The 21,254-nt window shown below is 40.5% G+C and carries 23 protein-coding genes and 1 pseudogene; 20 read left to right on the top strand and 4 right to left on the bottom strand.

Annotation, left to right across the window (positions count from 1 at the left end; all coding sequences use genetic code 11):
- The first annotated feature begins 82 nt into the window (after window positions 1-82).
- From NR125_RS10045 to NR125_RS10030, 4 genes are all read left to right on the top strand, one after another.
- Window positions 83-547 (top strand): hypothetical protein, encoded by a 465-nt coding sequence (locus tag NR125_RS10045; protein ID WP_009333627.1) that lies wholly within the window; start codon window positions 83-85, stop codon window positions 545-547.
- A gap of 119 nt (window positions 548-666) precedes the next feature.
- Entirely contained in the window at window positions 667-3,885 is a 3,219-nt protein-coding gene (locus NR125_RS10040) for a DEAD/DEAH box helicase (protein WP_009333628.1), read from the top strand.
- A gap of 13 nt (window positions 3,886-3,898) precedes the next feature.
- The gene (locus NR125_RS10035) at window positions 3,899-4,108 is read left to right on the top strand and encodes a helix-hairpin-helix domain-containing protein (RefSeq protein WP_009333629.1); all 210 of its coding nucleotides are present in this window, start codon (window positions 3,899-3,901) and stop codon (window positions 4,106-4,108) included.
- A 349-nt stretch (window positions 4,109-4,457) separates the two neighbouring features.
- Window positions 4,458-4,904 carry a GyrI-like domain-containing protein gene (locus tag NR125_RS10030; protein ID WP_009333630.1) on the top strand — a complete coding sequence of 149 codons (447 nt, stop codon included), beginning with the start codon at window positions 4,458-4,460 and terminating at the stop codon, window positions 4,902-4,904.
- 28 nt (window positions 4,905-4,932) lie between these two features.
- Here NR125_RS10030 and NR125_RS10025 read toward each other — a convergent pair whose 3' ends face one another.
- The gene (locus NR125_RS10025; RefSeq protein ID WP_019382551.1) at window positions 4,933-5,559 is read right to left on the bottom strand and encodes a metal-dependent hydrolase; all 627 of its coding nucleotides are present in this window, start codon (window positions 5,557-5,559) and stop codon (window positions 4,933-4,935) included.
- A gap of 223 nt (window positions 5,560-5,782) precedes the next feature.
- On the opposite strand from NR125_RS10025, the gene NR125_RS10020 reads away from it, so the two are divergent.
- Window positions 5,783-6,949 carry a TraB/GumN family protein gene (locus NR125_RS10020; protein ID WP_019382552.1) on the top strand — a complete coding sequence of 389 codons (1,167 nt, stop codon included), beginning with the start codon at window positions 5,783-5,785 and terminating at the stop codon, window positions 6,947-6,949.
- A gap of 125 nt (window positions 6,950-7,074) precedes the next feature.
- On the opposite strand, the gene NR125_RS10015 is transcribed toward NR125_RS10020, so the two are convergent.
- Both NR125_RS10015 and NR125_RS10010 read right to left on the bottom strand, forming a co-directional pair.
- Window positions 7,075-8,172 carry an ABC transporter permease gene (locus NR125_RS10015; RefSeq protein WP_033196599.1) on the bottom strand — a complete coding sequence of 366 codons (1,098 nt, stop codon included), beginning with the start codon at window positions 8,170-8,172 and terminating at the stop codon, window positions 7,075-7,077.
- A gap of 25 nt (window positions 8,173-8,197) precedes the next feature.
- Window positions 8,198-9,127 (bottom strand): ABC transporter ATP-binding protein, encoded by a 930-nt coding sequence (locus tag NR125_RS10010; protein ID WP_009333634.1) that lies wholly within the window; start codon window positions 9,125-9,127, stop codon window positions 8,198-8,200.
- A gap of 224 nt (window positions 9,128-9,351) precedes the next feature.
- On the opposite strand from NR125_RS10010, the gene NR125_RS10005 reads away from it, so the two are divergent.
- The gene (locus tag NR125_RS10005; RefSeq protein ID WP_009333635.1) at window positions 9,352-10,140 is read left to right on the top strand and encodes an aminoglycoside adenylyltransferase domain-containing protein; all 789 of its coding nucleotides are present in this window, start codon (window positions 9,352-9,354) and stop codon (window positions 10,138-10,140) included.
- A gap of 37 nt (window positions 10,141-10,177) precedes the next feature.
- Here NR125_RS10005 and NR125_RS10000 read toward each other — a convergent pair whose 3' ends face one another.
- Window positions 10,178-10,519 (bottom strand): hypothetical protein, encoded by a 342-nt coding sequence (locus NR125_RS10000; RefSeq protein ID WP_009333636.1) that lies wholly within the window; start codon window positions 10,517-10,519, stop codon window positions 10,178-10,180.
- A gap of 159 nt (window positions 10,520-10,678) precedes the next feature.
- Here NR125_RS10000 and NR125_RS09995 point away from each other — a divergent pair, with 159 nt between their 5' ends.
- The 14 genes and pseudogenes from NR125_RS09995 (at window position 10,679) to NR125_RS09930 (ending at window position 21,170) form a co-directional block, all read left to right on the top strand.
- The gene (locus NR125_RS09995; protein WP_033196601.1) at window positions 10,679-11,491 is read left to right on the top strand and encodes a pentapeptide repeat-containing protein; all 813 of its coding nucleotides are present in this window, start codon (window positions 10,679-10,681) and stop codon (window positions 11,489-11,491) included.
- Window positions 11,492-11,511: 20 nt separating this feature from the next.
- On the top strand, window positions 11,512-11,667 hold the full coding sequence (locus NR125_RS09990) for an NUDIX hydrolase (RefSeq protein WP_009333638.1): 156 nt from the start codon (window positions 11,512-11,514) through the stop codon (window positions 11,665-11,667).
- A 164-nt stretch (window positions 11,668-11,831) separates the two neighbouring features.
- Complete coding sequence (locus NR125_RS09985) at window positions 11,832-12,014, top strand: hypothetical protein (RefSeq protein ID WP_162272008.1); 183 nt, start codon at window positions 11,832-11,834, stop codon at window positions 12,012-12,014.
- A gap of 17 nt (window positions 12,015-12,031) precedes the next feature.
- On the top strand, window positions 12,032-13,159 hold the full coding sequence (gene dnaN / locus NR125_RS09980; RefSeq protein WP_256815240.1) for a DNA polymerase III subunit beta: 1,128 nt from the start codon (window positions 12,032-12,034) through the stop codon (window positions 13,157-13,159).
- A gap of 266 nt (window positions 13,160-13,425) precedes the next feature.
- Window positions 13,426-14,118, top strand: a complete 693-nt coding sequence (locus tag NR125_RS09975; RefSeq protein ID WP_009333640.1) for a response regulator transcription factor — start codon at window positions 13,426-13,428, stop codon at window positions 14,116-14,118.
- Window positions 14,096-16,321, top strand: coding sequence for a sensor histidine kinase (locus tag NR125_RS09970; protein ID WP_256815238.1), 2,226 nt, complete (start codon window positions 14,096-14,098; stop codon window positions 16,319-16,321). Before NR125_RS09975 ends, NR125_RS09970 begins: the two co-directional genes overlap by 23 nt.
- A gap of 16 nt (window positions 16,322-16,337) precedes the next feature.
- Window positions 16,338-16,838 carry an RNA polymerase sigma factor gene (locus NR125_RS09965; protein ID WP_019382559.1) on the top strand — a complete coding sequence of 167 codons (501 nt, stop codon included), beginning with the start codon at window positions 16,338-16,340 and terminating at the stop codon, window positions 16,836-16,838.
- A gap of 212 nt (window positions 16,839-17,050) precedes the next feature.
- A complete protein-coding gene (locus NR125_RS09960; protein ID WP_019382560.1) occupies window positions 17,051-17,530 on the top strand; it encodes a hypothetical protein in 480 nt (159 codons plus the stop codon).
- 771 nt (window positions 17,531-18,301) lie between these two features.
- Window positions 18,302-18,667, top strand: a complete 366-nt coding sequence (locus NR125_RS09955) for a DUF805 domain-containing protein (RefSeq protein WP_009333644.1) — start codon at window positions 18,302-18,304, stop codon at window positions 18,665-18,667.
- A gap of 105 nt (window positions 18,668-18,772) precedes the next feature.
- On the top strand, window positions 18,773-19,318 hold the full coding sequence (locus tag NR125_RS09950) for a hypothetical protein (RefSeq protein WP_050807812.1): 546 nt from the start codon (window positions 18,773-18,775) through the stop codon (window positions 19,316-19,318).
- Window positions 19,319-19,338: 20 nt separating this feature from the next.
- Window positions 19,339-19,724: pseudogene (locus tag NR125_RS09945) on the top strand (cytidine deaminase).
- Window positions 19,725-19,748: 24 nt separating this feature from the next.
- Window positions 19,749-20,618 (top strand): aminoglycoside 6-adenylyltransferase, encoded by an 870-nt coding sequence (locus NR125_RS09940; RefSeq protein WP_256815237.1) that lies wholly within the window; start codon window positions 19,749-19,751, stop codon window positions 20,616-20,618.
- Entirely contained in the window at window positions 20,606-20,959 is a 354-nt protein-coding gene (locus tag NR125_RS09935; protein ID WP_009333647.1) for a VOC family protein, read from the top strand. The genes NR125_RS09940 and NR125_RS09935 overlap by 13 nt, the downstream gene beginning before the upstream one ends.
- Before the next feature lie 37 nt (window positions 20,960-20,996).
- The gene (locus NR125_RS09930; protein WP_256815236.1) at window positions 20,997-21,170 is read left to right on the top strand and encodes a hypothetical protein; all 174 of its coding nucleotides are present in this window, start codon (window positions 20,997-20,999) and stop codon (window positions 21,168-21,170) included.
- Window positions 21,171-21,254: the final 84 nt, after the last annotated feature.

Raw genomic sequence — 21,254 nt, 5'->3', positions numbered from 1 at the left:
AATTGGTATATGAATAATGTTACCAAATCATGAATAATAAAAGCCATCTAAGAGACATTAACAAATAAAAAGGATTCTGCTCATGATTGGACTGATAATAGCTGCCATTCTTTTTAATTTCATTGCATTTACAACCAAAAAGCGTCTGACTAAAAATCAAATTTTACATATATGGACATTCACAATTTCAGCTCAGCTGATATTTGATGTCATGATTGAGTTTAAATATTGGGGATACTGGTACTTTGACAAGGAGCCAAACTGGGCAGGATTGATGGCGCATATTGTTCTGGTACCCCCGGTTAACATGATGTTTCTGAATTGGTATCCTTTCAGAGGGGATCTCATTAAACGATTTTCTTATATTATCTTTTGGGTAGTTGCCATTTTGCTGTATGAAGTCATCGCTTTATTGCCCGAGCCCTGGGGATATTTTAATTATGGCTGGTGGAGATTATGGCATGCAGCTTTACTTGATCCCATGCTGCTTTTATTGATGGTCAAATTCTATAAGCTGATTACGAGGTTTGAAGGGGAACTTAAATAACAGTATAAAGGATGATCTATAAGGGGGATGTGCTCTCCCTTTTTGTGTTAGATGAAATGATTTATGGCAGATGACTGTGATACAATTTAAGTATACATATTCCCGGAAGGAGAACATTTGTGGATATTAAATTGAGTCACAAATTGATAAAAGAAATGTGCGGTACTGTCTCCTTCAAAAGAGGGGACGCTTTTTTCCGTAATAAGAAGGTAACGATAAAGAAATACAATGATGATATTTGTGAAGCAACAGTATCTGCTGGTGAGGATTTTTTCGTCTCGGTCGAGAAAACATCCGGAAACAGTTTTAAGACATTGTGCAGCTGTCCAAAGCTAGCTTCGTTTGATAAAGAATGCCAGCATGCAGCGGCTGTGCTGCTGGAAATTTATGATATGCAGCAGCACAGATCGCCCATGATAAAGGATTCAGCAGGCACCCTTGGGGTTTCTCCCGAACACGCCTTAACGGATGGTCTCATGACACTTTTCAGTGAACAGCCAAGAAGGTCAAGCGGACACCAGCTTCATTTTGAAAACAGGCAGGTGCTACATCCGGAATTCACATGTGTGCCTGTTCATTTGGGGAAGGGGCATTATTTGTTAGCAATAAAATGTACCATCGGCCCAACCGCTGTCCTCGATATCCGGCAATTTCTTCACTCCGTTAAAGAGGGTGAACCAAGCCTATTATCATTATCATTTACCTATGACCCCGCTTTGCATTGTTTCCCGCCAGAATCTGATGCAGTCCTTCACCAGCTGATACAGCTGATACACGATGAATCCATTTATATAAATGCTTTAATGGATGATTTCGATTATACTGCGACCAAGCATATGCTCTTAATCCCTCCATCATCGTGGGAACGTTTGAAGCCTGTTTTGGCGCTCGCTGAGAAAGTAAGGCTTGAGATAATGGGAAAAACATTTGAAAGGATGGCTTTTTCAAAGGAACGGCTGCCTTTAAGGTTTGAGCTTAGCGAAAAAGAAGAGAAATGTTATTTAAATGTTTTTGGCCTGGATCGAATGCTGATTCTGGATTCGTATTATGCTGTTCTATCTGGCGGCAAATTAATCACGCTCAATAAAGAAGATTGCCAGCGTTTATATGATTTAACACAAATGCTGGAGTCAGCCGGGAGAAGCCAGATTCCGGTTGCTGCTGAACAAATGGAACTGTTTCTGGAAAAAGTGGTCCCTGGACTGAGAAAGCTGGGGGATGTCCATATTTCTGAAGACATGTCACAAAAATTTATGAAAACACCTTTGGTTGCCAAGCTATACTTAGATCGCCTGCGGAACCGGCTTCTGGCAGGAATTGAGTTTCACTATGAAAATATCGTGATCAATCCGCTTGAAAGCAGAGAGCCGAAAGGCGGCACGCGGATTATCAGAGATGTGGAATTAGAGGATGAGATCCTTCAGCTTATGGAGGAAAGCTCCTTTGCAAAGACGGATGGCGGCTACTTTCTGCAAAATGAAGAGCTGGAATATGAATTCCTTTATCATGTTGTCCCTAAACTGCAAAAACTGGTGCAAATATATGCCACTACGTCTGTCAGAAACCGTATTTTCAGGGAGAATGCCAAACCGCAGATACGGATAAAAATGAAAAAAGAGCGGACGAATTGGCTGGAATTCAAATTTGAATTGACCGGTATAGCTGATCAGGAGATACGGGATGTATTATTTGCACTTGAGGAGAAACGGAAATTCTATCGCCTGAAAAATGGCGCGCTCCTTTCTTTGGAAACAAAAGAATTTGAGGAAATCCAGCGTTTTCTGAATGCTGTGCCTGAACAGGCTGAGGATCTGGAGAGCGGTTTGAACATGCCGATTGTATCTGGTCTTAGAATGCTTGAGGCAGCTAGTGATCAGGAGATGTTCCGTCATGAGGAATCCTTCAGGGAGTTTTTAGAAGAGCTTCAGAATCCATCATGCCTCCAGACTCCTGTGCCGGAAATCCTGAATCCTATTTTGAGGGAATACCAGAAAAACGGCTTTAAATGGTTAAAGACAATGGCGCATTATGGATTTGGCGGCATTTTGGCTGATGATATGGGACTGGGGAAGACGCTGCAAAGCATTGCTTTTATTCAGTCTGACCTTAAGGAAATTCGGGAGTATGCCGGTCCAGCACTTATTGTGTGCCCTTCATCCTTAACATATAACTGGTTAAGCGAACTGACGAAGTTCACACCGGACATCCAGGCTATTGTCATCGATGGAACTCAAAATGAACGGGCTGAGCTTCAAACGGATTTATCTGGCATTGATGTGGTGATTACTTCCTACCCCTTGGTGCTTAAAGATATTAAATGGTATGAAATGCAGGATTTTTACACTGTTTTTTTCGACGAAGCACAGGCGTTTAAAAATCCGGTAACCCAAACAGCGAGGGCAGTAAAGAAAATTAAAGCCAAGTATCGCTTTGCTTTAACAGGCACACCCGTTGAAAATTCTGCGGAAGAACTGTGGTCTATTTTTCATGTTGTCTTCCCTGAATTGTTTGGCGGCTTAAAGGATTACGGAAATTTAACACGGAAGACGATTGCCAGAAGGGTTCGTCCCTTCATGCTCAGGAGGCTGAAAGAAGATGTTCTTTCAGAGCTGCCTGAAAAGATGGAGCTTATTGATTCTGCTGAATTGCTGCCGGATCAGAAGAAGCTTTATGCAGCTTACCTGGCAAAACTGAGAGAAGATACCTTAAAGCATTTAAATAAAGATACACTCAGAAAAAACCGCATAAGAATCCTTGCTGGTTTGACACGGCTCCGTCAAATTTGCTGCCACCCTGCTTTATTTGTGGATGGATATAAAGGGAGTTCAGCAAAATTTGAACAGCTCAAGAGAATTATCGAAGAATCCAGATTGTCTGGAAGAAGAGTACTTATTTTTTCGCAGTTCACTAAAATGCTTGATCTTATTGGCCGAGAACTTGCCCTTCTGGATCTGCCGTTTTTCTACCTTGATGGACAGATACCTTCCGCGGAAAGGGTGGAAATCTGCCGCCGATTTAATGAGGGAGAACGCGATTTTTTCCTGATTTCATTGAAGGCAGGCGGTACGGGACTAAATTTGACTGGTGCAGATACAGTCATCTTATATGATTTGTGGTGGAACCCCGCCGTTGAGGAACAGGCAGCCGATCGGGCTCATCGCATAGGACAGAAAAATACCGTCCAGGTAATAAAATTATTGTCGAGAGGCACCATCGAAGAGAAGATGAATGAACTTCAGGATAAAAAGAAAAATTTAATTGAAGAAATCATCGATTCGAATGAAAGTGCAGCCGGAAGACTGACGGAAGAAGATATACGCGAAATATTAATGATCTAAAAGGAGAGACCCCATGCCAGAAAATAATCTAAAGGGGAGCAGATTCCCTGAAAAGCTGGCAAAGCCAGCAGTACGTGCACTTGAAGGGGCAGGCTATTTTTCACTGGAACAGCTAGCCGCTGCCACTGAAGCAGGATTGCTGGAACTTCACGGAATGGGACCGGATGCCATGGAAAAACTTCGCAAGGCAATGGCGGACAATGGTTTGTCATTTAAAGGTTAGTATGGAAGACGCGACTCTTGAGGCGCGTCTTTTTTTTGGCTGTCGTATATTTGGGTTGTTTTTAATTACTTAGTTTAATTTGCTGAGTTGATCTTCGCTGTGGGCACTTGATCTCGAAAATGCTGATGCATTTCCTTCGTGCGGTGTTGATTCGAGGAGTTTATTCAATGTCCTGCGGGATCACCGCACGCCCTGCGGAAAGCAAGTGCCCCGTGCTGAAATCAACGGGCAGAATTCATAGACAACAACAACAATCTATGAGAAAAAGCCTTCTTAATCTATCAGATTAAAGGAGGAATTTTCCAATAGTTAGAGAAACTCTTAGTATTAAAAGTTTGGAGGGATTCCTATGTGTAAAGTTGTTTCAAAGGAGTTTAAAGCAGTAGTCATAAAGAACAAGGGTCTTTTTAAGGATTATGCCGGCTTGGTGCCTGAAGCAGCTCAGAGCTTCTTGAAGCATGGCCATCTTGTACAGCATAGCAGCGGACTGGAAGTGACCATTTATGAACCTAAAAGAGGGGAAGACCACTTAGAGGGAATATTTTTTGTCGGTTACTTAGTTCATGAGAAACCTGATACGCTGCCAGATGGGATGGAATATATAGAGGTACAGCATACTTATGCATCAATCAGAGGAAAGGGAGCTGACATGGGCGGCCTGTATGCGCGTCTTAACAATTGGATTAAGGAGCAGGGCAATACGCAGGATTCCGCTGATCATTATATTTTGGAAGTTTATTATCCGGTTGAAAATGAGGATGAGGATGTAGAAGTATACATTCCAGTCAAAAACTAACCGCTCAAATTCTGAGCGGTTGTCTGTCTTAGATCTCTTTCGACGAAATCGGGAGAAAGAGCTTTATGCCCCTTTTATTAAATGGAAGCAATTTAAAATCGGCTATCAAATGACTTATATAACCCGCAAGGCATGTATAGAATACACCCTCTATGCCAAGTGATGCTTCAAATTTCGCAGAGATGAATCCAAAAAAAATAACACCCAGGATGGAATGAGTATAACTGCGGTGGGAAACGAAGGAAGCTATTAATATATAAACCCCAAATAATATCAGCCAAAGTTCCTGCAAAGAGATGCCTCCCGCCAGGACGCCAATTCCGGTAATGGTCAGCATATGCTTTTGCCTGATTTTCGCAGAAATGGCAGTCATACTGATCCCTATAGCGATTCCCAGCCATTTCTCTTTCGGCGAGCCTTCATAGAAGCTATAGATGATCATTAAAATTCCTATGATTTGTGCAACTGTCCGAACGACTTCATGTGAAAGTGTAAGCCGGTCACGAAGTTTTCCATCAATGTCGAGGTCCGGAATTAATCCAGAAACGCTGCCGAGTCCTACTAATAATAGAGTTGTGGATGGGCTGGCATGAACAGTGTTCGCAACCACGTATCCTGCTGCTGCTCCAATAGCTGCATGGGCGGTACCATTCAATATAATTTCCACCTTTATAATATATTTGCATTTTTTTCATGCATTCTTATATTATATCAAAACATTTGTTCTGTTTAGGGGTTAATAGATTATTTTGTTATTTAGGGCTAAATTCCCCTCAGAGTTCATTATCCTGGGCATACTTAAAAAAGTTCATGGTATAATGAACAATACATTGAGCTATAAGCATACAAAATAGAATTTGTATCTAAGGAAGGTATTTATGTCAGAGGAAAACATAACGAGGATTCATTTAGACGGCAAGGAATACATACTGATAGGAACAGCACATGTTTCAAAGCACAGTGCGGAACAAGTGAAGGAAGTCATAGAGGCTGAACAGCCTGACTCTGTTTGTGTGGAATTGGATGAACAGAGATATCAATCGATTACAGAAGGCAGCAAGTGGAAGGAAATGGATATCATCCAGGTAATTAAGGAGAAGAAGGCATCACTGCTTTTAATGAATCTGGCGATTTCATCCTTTCAAAACCGCATGGCTGACCAATTCGGCATTAAAGCCGGCCAGGAAATGATTCAGGGAATTGAATCAGCAAAGGCTGCCGGGGCAAAGCTTGTTCTGGCCGACCGGAATATCCAGATTACCTTTGCAAGGATTTGGGGTAACCTCGGATTAAAAGGAAAATCCCTGCTTCTTAGTCAAGTAGTAGCAAGTATTTTCAGCAAGGATACGATAACTGAAGAAGAACTTGAGAAAATGAAAAATCAGGATACGATAAATGCGATTCTAAATGAATTTACAGATAGTTTTCCGCGATTAAAGAAACCGCTCATTGACGAACGGGATCAGTACCTGGCACAAAAAATTAAAGATGCACCAGGAGAAAAAATAGTAGCGGTGCTTGGGGCAGCCCATGTACCGGGGATCAAAGAGGAAATCAAAAAAGAACAGGACATGGCCAAATTGACTGAGCGCCCTCCAAAATCCAATGTTCCAAAGATAATTGGCTGGAGTATTCCGGTGTTCATTTTAGCCATAATCGCCTATACATTCTTCGCAAATCCTTCTGCGGGTCTTGCGCAGACTATCAGCTGGATTATTTGGAATGGCTCCTTGTCGGCGCTGGGGGCTGCCATTGCAATGGGACATCCGCTCACCATTTTAACTGCCTTTGTTGCAGCGCCAATTACATCATTGAATCCCCTTCTTGCAGCAGGCTGGTTTGCCGGACTGACTCAGGCTTATATAAGGCGTCCGAATGTAAGGGATTTTGAAACCTTATCTGAAGATGTCTTCAGTGTTAAAGGATTCTGGAGAAACAAAGTGAGCCGGATTTTATTGATTGTTGTCCTGTCCAATCTGGGCAGTTCGCTGGGAACCTTCATTGGGGGAGCCGATGTAATCAGAGTGTTTTTTGAAAATTTATAAGAAAGCTTTTCTGGGATGAAATCAAAATGATTTCATCCTTTTTCAATTTTAATGAATTTTTTATACTTCCAAAAAAATAATGAAGAAGGCCAGATGGCCGATTTTGGCAGCTGGCACTTCTTTCATTATCTGTCAGCAGCAATCGCTTTTCTCTTATAAAGCAAGGACCCCAAAAGAAAAGTAACGGCTCCCCATATCACCATCACGCCAATTCCTGCCCAAAGTGCTGCTGTAGCAATGCCGGTTTCATACACCATGCTTTCCCTTAAGCCTTCAGCAAAATAGGTTAGCGGCAGGATGCTGGATATTGGCTGGATCCATTCAGGCATCGTTTCAATAGGGAAGAACACTCCGCTTAAAAACATCATGAGAAAACTGCAGATATTGGCTACTCCCATATAAGCTTCTGTTGTTTTGCTGAAAGATGAGAAGAAGTAGCCAAGTGCATTAAAGGATAAAGCACCGATCAGGAATACGATAATCAAGGTAATAGGATTAATATAAAGATTGGCGCCAAATACGAGGACACCTATTAATGAAAGCAGGATGATCTGCACAATACTGAACAACAGCCTCATAACCATATCACTTAATCCGAAGATGCCCATATTGGCCGGTGTCATCCGCAGCCTTTTGATTAATCCCTTTCTGCGCATATCCACCAGGTCCACCATGCCAAACATCCCTCCCTGGGCAATGGATAAAGCAATCATCCCAGTTAATAGGAAATCTGTATAATCCAATTCATTGGTGCCGGAGGTTATCGATTCATATTGCAAATCATATTTCGGAGAAGCACCTGCAGCCATTAAATTGGCCTGCTGGACAAACTTATCCAGAATGCCGGATACTGCCTGGGCTGCGGCACCCTGTTCATTTTCTTTGTTTATTACAAGGAAAACAGAGGAAGCCTCTGCCGACTCCGGCAGGATGATGGCGGCATCCACTTCCTGATCTTTTACCCATTCCTCCGCTTTATCCCTCGTGACAGGCTTTCCTGATTTGACTTCCAAAACGGGAAGTCCGCTGATTTGAGAAAGCATCATCTCTGAAGCTGGATTCGGGCTTGGATCCACAACAGCCACTTCGGTTTTAAACTCTTCATCTGAATTTCCGCTGAAGATGACCATGAAGATAACCATTAGAATAACCGGGAAAAAGATGCCCCAGAACCATGCCTGTTTTTCGCGAAGAGTTAATTTCAGCTGTGCCAAAAACATCATTTTAAATTGATGGTATCTATTAATCTTAATCCCTCCATTCTTTGCCGGTAAACGCAATAAACACATCTTCCAGGCTCATTTCCCGTATAGAGACCTGTTCCACCCCGAATGATTTTTCTTTTGTAAACTTAAATAAGTCCAAAAGGGTTTCTTCAGGCTTTGCTGCCCATATTTTTAGAGTTGCCCCTTCCCGTTCCGTTTTGGATACAGATTCCAGATCCTTCGAGAACATATCAGCATCCTCTGCAGCACTTACGCCATCAAGAAAACTCAACCTTATTTCCCGTTCATCTGTAAGCTTCTCTATGAGTGCGGAAGGGGAGTCAAGTGTGATCACATTCCCCTGATCCACGATGCATACACGATCACTTAATTTCTCTGCTTCTTCCATGTAATGAGTGGTAAGAATGGTTGTTTTGCCTAGTTCTTTAAGGTGAAGAATGATATCCCAAATATTTCTTCTGGCCTGGGGATCAAGGCCGGTAGTCGGTTCATCCAGAAAAATGATTTCAGGGTCACTAATCAGCGCCAGTCCAATGGCAAGTCTTTGCCTCTGACCGCCTGAAAGTTTTTTTACATGATTGTTCCGGTGCTCCGTAAGATTGACTATTTCCAGGATTTCTTTGGCTGGCCGTGCATGGTCGTAAAAGGATGCAAAAAGGTTCAGGTTTTCTTCTGGTGTTAATAAATCAAACATGGCACTTGACTGTGGCTGGACGCCAATTTTCTTCTTTATTGAAACTGCATGCTTATTCCAATCGAGGTCGCCAAAATGGATTTCACCGTTATCGGGTGAAACAAGGCCCTCAATCATTTCCAGTGTAGTTGTTTTGCCAGCTCCGTTTGGACCGATAATAGTGAAGACTTCCCCGGCATTAACCGAGAAACTTATATCCTGGACAGCCTTTATTTGGCCAAAGGACTTTTGCAGATTTCTTACTTCTAACACAGTCATTCGTTTTCCTCGCTTTCATGACAAGTTGGATATCAGCATCATGCAAAATTCTAACCTTTTATTTAATACGTTACTTTTTTTGAAAAAATTCATTTTTTTAGTAAACTTAATAATATCGATACTGGTACCATAATGTGGGACAAACCGATATAGTAAAGATGAATGCTGAGTTTGAAAATGATATGAGAAGGCTTTTTCTATTAGAAGTTAGGGGAGAAGTGTGAATGCGAGAACTTCCAATAGTGGTTAATGATTTATTAAATGAGTACATAGATCTAGTAAATGAATATATGCCCAATCAGCTTGAAGGCCTTTATTTGCACGGGTCGCTTGCACTGAATGCTTTTGTGGAAGGATCAAGCGATATTGATTTTATTGCGGTTACACAAAGCGGTTTAACTGAATCAGAATTAAAAAAAGCTAAGGAAATCCATAGGATACTAGCAGACAAATATCAGTTTCCTGAGATGGATGGGGTTTATTTAACTCAAAATGACCTGGGAACGCTTTGTGAATGTTTCTACTATAATAACGGGATAATGAATTATGGGCATTTTCTGAATCCAGTCACCTGGTGGCTTTTAAAGAAGAATGGTATTGTCATTTATGGGGATGTTCCGGTTATAGAGATAAATGCCAATGATTTGGTTTCGTACACTTATGAGAACATGAATACATATTGGGCAAATCGAATCCAGTCATACGAGGAATCGATTGATGAACTTACACAAACAGCCGACTCTGCGATTGATAAAGAAGTTGAATGGACGGTGCTCGGCATTTTGCGTCAGTTTTACACATTGAGAGAGAAGGATATTATCTCTAAGCAAGGGGCTGGGGAGTACTCCTTAAAGCATTTGCCGGAAAAATGGCACCCAATCATAGTGGATGCCAACAATATTCGCAGAGGTGAGGAAAATAGACATTATACAAGTAAGCGTGATCGAATTGAGGAGACTATTAAACTGTCAAAATATCTTATAAGCCAATCGGCAGCAATTAAAAATAAGTGAGCTTCCCTTGATGTGAAGCTCACTTGACTGAAGGCCGTTACGTTATCCTCATTGGAGTATTCAAGTTATGGGAATCCCGATAAGATCGATAAGAGACAAATCTTTTTCCGTGTGAGGATCCATCCAATTGAAGAATCCTTTCATTAATTGTTTCCATATACAGAAAGTCATCATTCGCATTTAGACGATAGAAAGTGTAGGTGTTTCCAAGGAGTTCTTTCTTTGTTATTTGCGTATCGGGATGCTGCTGGATGAATTCTGACAGCTGCTTAACAGAAACTGAAGGAATCTCTGCCATTTCATAAAGCCTTCCTTTAAGGCTGGCTTTTAGCTTGCCTACGGCACTCATTGCCTTTTCTTTATATTTATTCCTGGACATGAAGTCACTCCTTTATAATGAGATATTAAGAATAATTTCCATTTGCAGAAAGAATAAACATTACCGGCAGGAAAGTCAAGAACAGTAACAACTGAAAAAATATTGCTGAAATCTTTCCTGTACTATGAACGATAGGAAGTGCGCGTTTTGCCTAAACAGATGAGTTATTTAATACCCGATTGTGAAAATTGTTTTGGGCTTTGCTGTGTGGCCCTCCCATATGCAAAATCTGCTGACTTTGCTTTTGATAAGGAAGCAGGTAATCCATGTCCCAATCTGCAAGCTGATTTTCGCTGTCAGATACATGCAGACCTAAGGGGAAAAGGCTTCAGAGGATGCACTTCATTTGAATGCTTTGGAGCAGGCCAAAAAGTATCCCAAAACACTTTTATGAATAGAGACTGGCGCACACATCCCGGACTTAAGAAAGAGATGTTTGATGTGTTTCCCATTATGCATCAGCTTCATGAAATGCTTTTCTACTTAACAGAAATTCTATATTTGGAAGCCGCTAGGCCTATTCATGGTGAAGTCAGAGAAATTTTGGACAAAACAGAGGATTTAACTAATATGGAACCGGGTGTGATTATGGGTACTGATGTCCAGTCACATAGGGGTGAAGTTAATAAGCTGCTTCTGAAAGCCAGTGAGCTTGTCAGGAAGAATTCAGGATTGAATCAAAAATCCGCGAAAAAATATAGCGGCCGGAGAGATTTTATCGGAGCCAGATTAAGCGGTGAGGTGTTGTGCGGAGCAAATTTAAGAGGTTCCCTGTTTATTGCTGCTGACCTGCGCAAAGCTGACTTGAGATATACGGATCTTATTGGTGCAGACTTGAGGGACGCGAATTTAAGCGGAGCTAATCTAATGGGAAGTATTTTTCTTACACAGGCTCAGGTTAATTCAGCAAAAGGGGACATGTATACGAAGCTGCCAAAGGGTTTACAGAGACCTCAGCACTGGGTGAATTAATAGGAAAGAAGAGATACCGAATGACACAGAACGAAATCGTGCTTGCTGCCAGCACATCAATTCTACAGGAAGGCAAAGTGCTGATGATAAAAGAGAATAAACCCATGGTAAAGAATAAATGGAATTTCCCGTCCGGCCGTGTTGAAAAAGGGGAAGATATCCTTGCGGCTGCCTGAAGAGAAGTAAAAGAAGAAACGGGCTTGGACGTAAACCTGACCCATACAACTGGTATCTATAACTTTACCAGCAGTACAAACCATCAGTCATCTTATTCCCTTTTATTGCTCAAATAAGAGGGGGCTTTTTAAACCTTCAGGAAGAGGAAATTGCCGATAGCTTGGTGAACCTGTCAAACCTTAATCGCTTAAAAGACGAGGCACTTCGCGATGCCAAAGTGATAAGGCAAATCCTCCATGCCGTAAAAGCTGATAAACTTATTCCCTTGGAGCTGTTCAAACAAAGTTATGCTGATAAGGTAAAAGGAATTTTCAGGAATTTTGTCGAAAGAATATCCTATCGATAAAATTAGGTGGGGTATGAATGGAGTTTAAAATTAAGAATGAATATTTTAATAAAGCCGTTGGAGAAGTAAGCAGTGCAATTTCTGCCAAGACACCTTTTCCGATTTTAACCGGGATAAAGCTGACTGCTTGTGAGAACCATTTAAGACTCACTGGAAGCAACTCTGATATTGTGATTGAAAAAGTCATTCCTGCTGCTGATGAAGGGGCTGAACTGGAAATAGTAAAGACTGGCAGTGTTGTAGTAACATCCAGATACATGACAGAGCTAATTAAAAAGCTGCCGGGTGACATACATATCAAAGTGAATGAAAAGCATAACGTGACAATCATATCAGATGAAATTATCACATACATAAATGGTTTTCCAGCCGAACAGTATCCAAAACTTCCTGAATTTGATAATTCGCACGAGATCCAAATTTCTTCTGTAAAATTATCAGCAATAATAAAGCAGACCGTGTTTGCAGCTTCGAAGAATGATACAAGGCCGGTGCTCACAGGAGTGCATATGATTGTTAAAGAAAATCACTTTTCGTGTGCGGCAACTGACTCACATCGTTTAGCGTTTCTGCAGACAAGTATCGCTTCTGCCTCCAAAGGGTCTTTCATTGTTCCAGGCTCGAGCCTAAAGGAACTTTTAAAGCTATTGGCTCATCAGGAAGAAAGTGAAGTACAAATCTTCTCATCAGAGAGCTATTTAGTTTTCAAAACAAAATCGATCATGCTCTGTTCACGGCTTATTGAAGGCAAGTATCCTGATGTAACTGGACTCATCCCGAATGAAGCGAAAACAGTTATAAAACTGGACGCAAAAAAACTATTAAAGGGAATTGACCGTGCCTGCCTGTTTGCCCTCGAATGGAAGAATAACAATGTCCTCCTGGAGATAAAAGAAGGGGCATTAAAAATATCTTCAGTTTCCTCTGCCATTGGAAAAATTGAAGAAACACAGCCTCTGTTAGAAATCACCGGCGAGCGGGAACTATCCATATCACTTGATGGGAACTTTTTAATGGATGCCCTAAAAGCTATTCAGGAAGAGCATGTACTTTTAAGCTTCAGCGGTTCAATGAAGCCGGTTATAATCAAGCCTGTCAGCGGCGAATCTTATATTCAGCTTGTTTCGCCCGTCCGTTCGTATTGAGAGCAGTCTTCTTACAGAATAAATGACATTTCTAAATCACTTTTTGCACCATTCACCAGCTGGGACAGCTGGCGGATGGTGCTTTTTTATGACTTACCATTACAAGTCTATATTTCCATTTCCATCCATTATAAAATAGAAGGGATGTAAAACTTAAGAAATGCAGATTCAATCTTAAGAAATTCTTAAGATTTCTATTACATTAATGTTAAGATTTTGCGTTTAGTATAAAAATATGAAAAGAGCACCTTGAAAGCAGGGGGATTATGGATAACTATTATGTACTCGTTGTAGATGATGAAAAAGAGATAAGAGATGCTATAGAAATTTATCTTAAAAATGAAGGCATTACTGTATTAAAAGCGAAAGATGGAATCGAAGCTCTGGAGATATTGAATGAGAATCAGGTGCATCTGATTATTTTGGATGTCATGATGCCAAAGCTGGATGGCATTTCAGCTACATATAAAATTCGCGAAAAGAAAAACATCCCGATTATTATTCTGAGTGCCAAAACAGAGGATACAGATAAAATCCTGGGGCTGCAGGTTGGAGCTGATGATTATGTGACCAAGCCTTTCAATCCTATGGAATTGGTTGCCCGTGTGAAATCACAGCTGAGAAGATATGTGACATTCGGAACGTTTGAAGGAGTCAAAAAAGTGATTGATCTGAACGGTCTCATGCTGGATAAGGAAGCAAAAGAAGTGAGTGTTAATGGAGAGCCAGTGAAAATGACTCCGATCGAGTATAAAATTGTGGAACTTTTAATGACGAATGCCGGACGCGTTTTTTCCATTAATGAAATTTATGAACGGGTATGGAACGAGCCGTACTATAACGCAGAAAATACGGTGGCAGTCCATATTCGGAAAATCCGTGAAAAGATTGAAATCGACCCGAAAAATCCGAGATATTTAAAGGTGGTATGGGGAATTGGATACAAGATGGAAAAATAAATTCATCATTGCGATGATAACGGTTTTATTTGCTTACGGAGCGAGCGGCGTTTTGTCTGTTCTAATAAACGGAAGGGAATATGCAAACCCGGACTATTTTCACACAAATCAGTTTAGAAGTGATTTGGATCAATATGCCGGATACCTGGAAATGTTCGAACTGAATAACCTTACCCTCGAAAAAGCTAAGGAAGCCATCGAGGTGTCGGAAGAGGACATCCATGAACATCGCTATCGTTATGGGACTCTGCCTGAACAAATAGATAATATTAGAAGCCAATATGAATATAGAATCCAAGAGGCAAAGGACACTGAAAATAATGAATTTGCCAAGGCTTTAACCGATCAGATGAACAAAAGAATCGAGGATATTACGAAGAACTTTGAGAGCGATGAACACGTACGCCCCAAAGTGATAAAAGAAAAAGAAGAAAAAATAGAAGAGTTTTTCAAGGAAAAAGAACAATTGCGGGATCAGTATGACTTTTATGAGGATTCATTTACTTATTATTTTGAGGACACTTCCACTGGTGAAGTATACACCAATTTAACTTTGTCCAAATCCAAAAATGAGTCTCCGGATGAAGTAATGAAAAAAGAGATGGTTTATCATACCGATTACACCATGGACAAAAATTACTTCCTTCATATTATTATGGGGGGGTATGAGGGGTTTGAACAGTCGCTGGTAGAATCGCAATCAGGCTACTTCAAAGGACAAATTGGCCTGGCTAAAAATCTTCCTGATTCAAATATGTTCATTGACCAAAATAATCTTTTCAAACAAAAGCAGATTGTATTATTAATCTATGGCGGCTCAGCGGTTTTGGCTGTTATCGCTGCATTGATTGCTGGCAGAAGGTCAAAGGCCCTGTCTGCTGAAATCAAAAGGTGGGAGCCTTTATATAATAAGCTCCCTATTGATTTAAGAATAATCTTCTTGGGATTGACAGTAATAGGGAGCAGTTTAGCTCTTTTTCTGATAAATGATTTTCTAATAGACTCCTACAATATCCTGCCGCGTGTTATTGAATTGATTATTGTGCTACTTGGAGCATCTGTTCTATGCGGTCTGACAATTGTTCAGCTCAAATATATCGCGGGTGAATTTAAGGACTTGGAAAACGCAAAGGCAGTTTTGAAAAAGAGTCTGGTTTATAGAACGGCTGGCGGTTTGAAAACCAGCCTGCAGGAAGCCTTTTTAAACCGGAGTACAGGAACGCAGCTGTTTGTTGTTCTAATAATCATCTTTGGAATGGGAATGGGTTCAATTGTCATGTTCTTCCATCCGCTATTTGCCCTGTTTTATGTAATGCTCTTAGCGTTTGCAGGTATTCCGCTGGTTATGGCACTAATCAGGCGCTTAGGCTATTTCAACCGAATTGTTGAGACCGCAAATGAATTGGCAACGGGTCACATGGGCCAGGACTTGCCGATTAAAGGAAAAGGTGTTCTGGCTTCACTCGCAGGAAATATTAATGTATTGAAGCAGGGCGTCAAAACTTCCCTTAGCGAGCAGGCAAAAAGCGAAAGGCTGAAAACGGAGCTGATAACAAATGTCAGTCACGATCTAAGAACACCATTAACTTCCATTATTACGTACACGGAGCTGCTGAAGTCAGGTGAGGTTTCTGAGGACGATCGCTCTGCCTACCTTGAAATCATTGACCGGAAGTCTAAACGTCTAAAGGTTTTGATTGATGATTTATTCGAAGTCTCGAAAATGGCTAGCGGCAATATTGAGCTCCGGAAGGAAAGAGTGGATCTTATCCAGCTGCTGCAGCAGGCTCTCGCGGAGCATAATAACGCTATTAATGAATCCAATCTGCATTTCAGAGTAACCAAACCTGATCATCCGGCAATCGCATTCGTAGATGGCCAAAAGCTCTGGCGAGTCTTTGATAATTTAATTGGCAATATACTGAAATACTCATTGGAAAACTCAAGGGTCTATATTGCGATAGCGAAAGTGAAAGGCCAGGCAGTTATAACGTTTAAAAATGTTTCTAAATATGAATTGGACGATCAAAGCGAAGAACTGTTCGAGCGTTTCAAACGAGGAGATAAATCAAGGCATACAGATGGTTCAGGCCTGGGGCTTGCCATAGCCAAATCGATTATTGATCTTCATGATGGAAATCTTGAAATAGATACAGATGGTGACTTGTTCAAGGTGAGCATTTCACTGAATATAGAGGAGTAAGGGAAGAGGATGGATTATGGATATTACCGAGCTGTATACGTGTCATTATAAACGCCTTTATCATATATGTTTCTCAATGACAAGAGACGCTTATCTTGCGGAGGATATCGTTCAAGAAACTTTTATTAAAGCCATGAAGAAAGCGGAAACGATTATCGATGAAGAAAAAGCGGGGGCATGGCTGTCTGTCATTGCCCGAAGGACTGCCCTGGACGCTATTCGGAGAGAAAGGCGGAAGGCTGCTGTGCCGATGGAGCAGGACATGCTCGAATGTCTCGGTGTTGCTACAAAACAGAATGTCGAGCAGGAAGTTGAATCCGGCTTTGCTGCTGAGGAAATCACCGGGGCTGTAAAGAAGCTGACAGGCAGCTATAGAGATATTCTTTTGCTGAAAATAGACCGGGGATTAAAGGAAAGGGAAATAGCGGCTATGCTTAATTTAAATCCTTCAACTGTAAAAACCAGAATCTTCAGGGCTCGAAAGCAGCTGAAAATGATGGTGAAAATGGGGGCATAATAACGAAAAAGAGAGCAATTGGCCAATAAGATTGGCCGCTTGCTCTCTTTTACATTTATCCTTCCGGCATGGGTGTCGTAGCAGACTCGAATCCGATGGACTTGTACTTCTTCATATCAGGTCAATTGTCTTCGCCTCCTTTGCATAGCAGACGTCCGAATTAGTAAATAATAATAATATAAACTTTCGAGAAAGAGATATAAGGAATAACTATGATCTTACTTATAGCTTCAATAATCGCCTTTAATATGATTGCCTTCAAAATAAATAAAAAAATGACTCCCAGCCAAGTATTGCAAATCTGGACTTTTACAATAGCTTTTCAGATGTTATTTGATTTAGTTGTTGAATTTAAACATCATCATTATTGGTACTTTTCTCCAGGTGTTGAATGGGCAGGCTTGCTGCCGAGGTTATTTTTAATTCCGCCGGTAAACATCATTTTTTTGAACGGATACCCTTTTTCAAAAGGGATTATTAAAAAAATGGTTTATATGTTTTTCTTTGTTGCGGCAATTATCCTTTATGAAATGGCGGCTCTGCTTCCTGAACCCTGGGGTTACTTTAATTATGGTACATGGAAAATATGGTATTCGATTATGGTAGATCCATTTCTTCTGCTGTCTCTCGTTTTATTTTATAAATTTATGATTTTATTAGAGCAGAAAAGTTCTTTCCATCAAAAGTATTGAAACAATAAAAGGCGGTTCATTGTATGTATTGGTTTCCTTATCTTTCCTTGCCAAATAATCTGATAAAAGCTCTTATCGAAAATAGAAATTTACGTCAGCTGGGTTGTCATTGCTTTAATTAACTTAAGAACGGATGCAATGCTAAGTTTATATTTTCGCCTATATAAGCTAAAAAGCGGGGAAGCGTAGCTGGGAGTCCGTATCATTGAACTGACTCTTGAAAGCATCATTTGGGATTATTTTTTTAAATTTCATGCCAGAAAGCAAGCCTCTTTTTTCTTCTATACAGCAGCCTGGGTCATTTTTTCACTTCTTTTCGACTGGGTTACAGTCAAGAATTATTTCTCCTGTAAAAGTGGTATCATGCCCCCTATTTTTATGTGTTTGATTTGCATATTATTAGGTGAAATTAAAGCTTCCTGCTTGTGCCGGAAGCTCATTATCTGTTTGGGAGCCTATCTTTATGCCTGGCCATTCTGTTATCGAACAATTTTTTTGCCTCGTGCTTTATCAAACCTCGAAGTGTTGTCAGTATTTTCATGTTTATCACCACTATAGAAATATGCCGCAAAAATCATTCAGTGCAAGTCCTTATATCTGCTAAGGTGAGGAACAAAAGACTCCTGCTCCGTTAATTAGAGGCAGGAGTTTTTTATTTCATTTTTGGGGGAGAACATTCAATTTTCGATAAAATCCATATTTTCCCCTGCTGAAAAAGGGTTTTTATTATTGATATAATAGATGGATGTGTACAGCGGAGGTGAAAACAGCATGAATGCATTTATTAATGTGGTTAAAGAATCATTTAATTTCAGCGGAAGATCCAGACGAAGAGAATATTGGATGTTTATTTTGTTTACATTTCTCATCTCAATCATTTTAACTATTATTGAGATGATTTTTGGATGGGAGATTACAGAGGACATTGGAGTCCTTACAACTCTTTTCTCTCTGATTATGTTAATTCCGAGTCTTTCTGTAACTGTCAGAAGGCTGCACGACACCGGGAAAAGCGGCTGGTGGATTCTAATTTCTTTGATTCCTTTAATCGGGGGGATTATAATCCTCATCTTTACTCTAATGGATAGTGAACCTGGATCAAATAAATACGGGCCATATCCTAAAAAAGCAGTATAATAAAAATCTTCAGCCGCCTTGGCTGGAGTTTTTTTTTGAAACCTTTTTTTAGAAAATTCGTATTACTAATAAGTGGTACTCTTTACCCGGAAGTGAGGAATTTTGGTGAGGAATCGAATATTGAAGAGATTTTCCTATCTTTTTACTGGTGAAACAACGAGTCTCATAATGTTTGTTTTTGTTAGTTATATGGTGAATTATGCTTATCCTGATCTCCATTTATATTCACTTTTTTCTTTCTGGTCATCGTTTCTGCTGCTGGAATTTTTACTCCTTCAAGGCTCCATTTATTGGTTTGTAAAATGGAAGAGGTTAAAAAAAGAAAATACAGCTGCTGCACCGATAAGGCTGATTAAACAGTTAAGGGCCATAAAAAAATGGAACATTGCTATCATAATAATTATTCCTGCTGCCTTCATAGCAGATTATTATATGTGGCAACCATCAACACCTCAGGGACTGACTATTGCCGCCTTTATCTATATCTTTGCCATCCTCGAGTATGTTAACTATTTTCATATTCAGTTATCTTATGATAATCGCTCTGACATTAACAGCCTCAAGCAGTCAAAGCGCTTTAAACAATCATGCTTGAGCAAAGACTTTAAAAGACTGAAAAATTTAAAAGCAAAAAGCAGGAATTTAGGGTGAGCATACTGAACACACATGACATGGAAATGATAGAATCAGCAAATAAATTAATGAAGAAATTATACCAGGAAGGAAAACATCATGTTGCCGCACCAGTCAGAACCAATTCCGGCAAGGTCTATACTGCGGTGAATCTTGAAGCTTATGTTGGAAGAGCTGCTGTCTGTGCTGAAGCAATTGTACTTGGAAAAGCCATATCAGAAAGCGATCAGGAATTTGAGACTATTATTGCCGTACTATCAAACAGTGAAGGGTCTGATTCCCGTGTGGTCTCCCCATGGGAATGTGCAGGGAACTGGTGAGCGATTATGGGGAAGATATACAAGTGATTCTGCCAGGTAAAGGCGATGTTTTTAGGAAATTTGGGGTAATGGAATTGCTGCCGGATAAGTCTAAAAGAATTTAGTATATTGGAGGCGGATTTGTATGAATGGGATTATATGCTAAATACAAAGGAAGAGATTCTGAACTTCCGCGACATAGAGAAAGAATCATGCATTCTATTGAAAAGGATTTGATACTTGATCAAAATGTATTATCTGTTTTTTATGGCGGTTCCATAGGAGAAAACAGTACGGATTTATTTTCAGACATTGATCTGCGGATTATCGTGAATGATAAGGTATTTGAGGAATATAGGCTTAATAAAAAGGAAAGGGCGAAAAAATGGGGAAATGTATTATTCTTCGAAGATAATCCCCGCGCATCACATACAGTTGCACACTATATTAATTTTATTAAAGTAGATGCATTTTATTATCGTTCCCAACAGCTCCAGCCATCTGTATGGCTTCAGAATATAAAGATTGTTCATGATATGGCTGGAGTAATGCTTGCATTATCGGAAAAGTCAAAAGGTTTAACTTACCATCCCGCTCTTGAGGAAGTAGAAAGCTGGAGAAATAAATTTTTTGCCTATGTACATGAGATATACAGAAGAGTGAGCCGGGGGGAGATATATTATGCTCTGCACTGCCTGGACAATCTCCGGTTATCCATAGTAACAGCATGGCATATGGAAGCAGGGCTGCAGCCAAATACCTTTGGAGACTGGGCCAGATTGCAGGGAACAAGGAGCAAACTGGAAACCTGGCAGCTAAAACTACTGGAGGAATGGTTCAGCAGTCCGGAACCCTCTGAAATTATGAAGGTAATGACAAGCATGTTCCCGGAATTCAGAAGAGTTCATGCATGTCTTTGTCACAAGGTTGGGCTGGAAGAAAATGATGTTTTGGCGGAAAAGGTACTAGGAATGGTAAATTTAGACAAAGAAAGCAGGCGAGACCAATGGCGAAAGTAACCGGATTTGAATTAAACAGCCAGGAACCGGAAAAAGCAGCTGAGTTTTATTCCAATGTTTTCGGATGGGAGATTGAAGAACCGAATTGGGGATATTGGCCAGTCAAGACAGGGAATGACCAAAATCAAGCTGTAAATGGGGGCATCAGTAAAGGGCCAAAAGATTACCCTCATGGAACCCGTATTCAGATAGAAGTGGAATCGATTGACGAATCCATTTCTCTTGCAACGGAAAATGGGGCAACGGTGGTAAGGGACAAAATGGAATTTGATGATTTCTATCTTGCCTATCTGGTGGATCCGGTCGGGCTTGGGTTTGGGCTTATACAGAAAAAGGGATAAGAGTGATGTTTTAGTGGCGTCCCTCTTGCTTTCTGTCATGATAAAGGAGGATTTCAATATTCAGCCGCCTGGTAACGATTCCATGGGAATGGCGGAATACATGATTCAAGAACTAATAACGACGAAAAAGACGAAGGTCGAAGGAAAATGGGAGTTAATCGAGAAGAATAACGACGAAAAAGACGAGTGTCGAAGGAAAAATGGTAGTTAATCGAGAAAAATAACGACGAAAAAGACGAAGGTCGAAGGAAAATGGGAGTTAATCGAGAAGAATAACGACGAAAAAGACGAGTGT

Origin of the sequence: Cytobacillus sp. Bac17 (genome assembly GCF_024519925.1) — a bacterium.
Lineage (GTDB): Bacteria > Bacillota > Bacilli > Bacillales > Cytobacillaceae > Cytobacillus > Cytobacillus pseudoceanisediminis.
This window is presented reverse-complemented; position numbering and strand designations above follow the sequence as displayed.